Here is a 282-nt window from a genome sequence, read left to right as displayed (position 1 = left end):
CCATATCCCGATTTTATTTCGATGGCCGTGGTGCCCATTTTGATCACTTCCTCCAGCCGCTTAGCCGACTGCAGGTAGAGGTCATCTTCAGAAGTTTCCTGTAATTTTTTAGCCGAATTCACGATTCCGCCACCTTTTTCGGCGATCTCTTCATAAGTGAGGCCGTTGATGCGGTCGACGAATTCCTGCTCGCGGTTTCCGGCGTAAACTAAATGGGTATGGGAATCGATCCAGCCGGGTAACAGCATTTTTCCGGAGGCATCGATAATAGATGCATCCTCA

General features: G+C 49.3%; 1 pseudogene. It reads right to left on the bottom strand.

Annotated features, from left to right (window positions below):
- A pseudogene (locus tag HC175_RS23525) lies at positions 1–282 on the bottom strand (imidazolonepropionase); the annotation flags it as partial.

The organism is Salinimicrobium oceani, from assembly GCF_012037645.1.
This window is presented reverse-complemented; position numbering and strand designations above follow the sequence as displayed.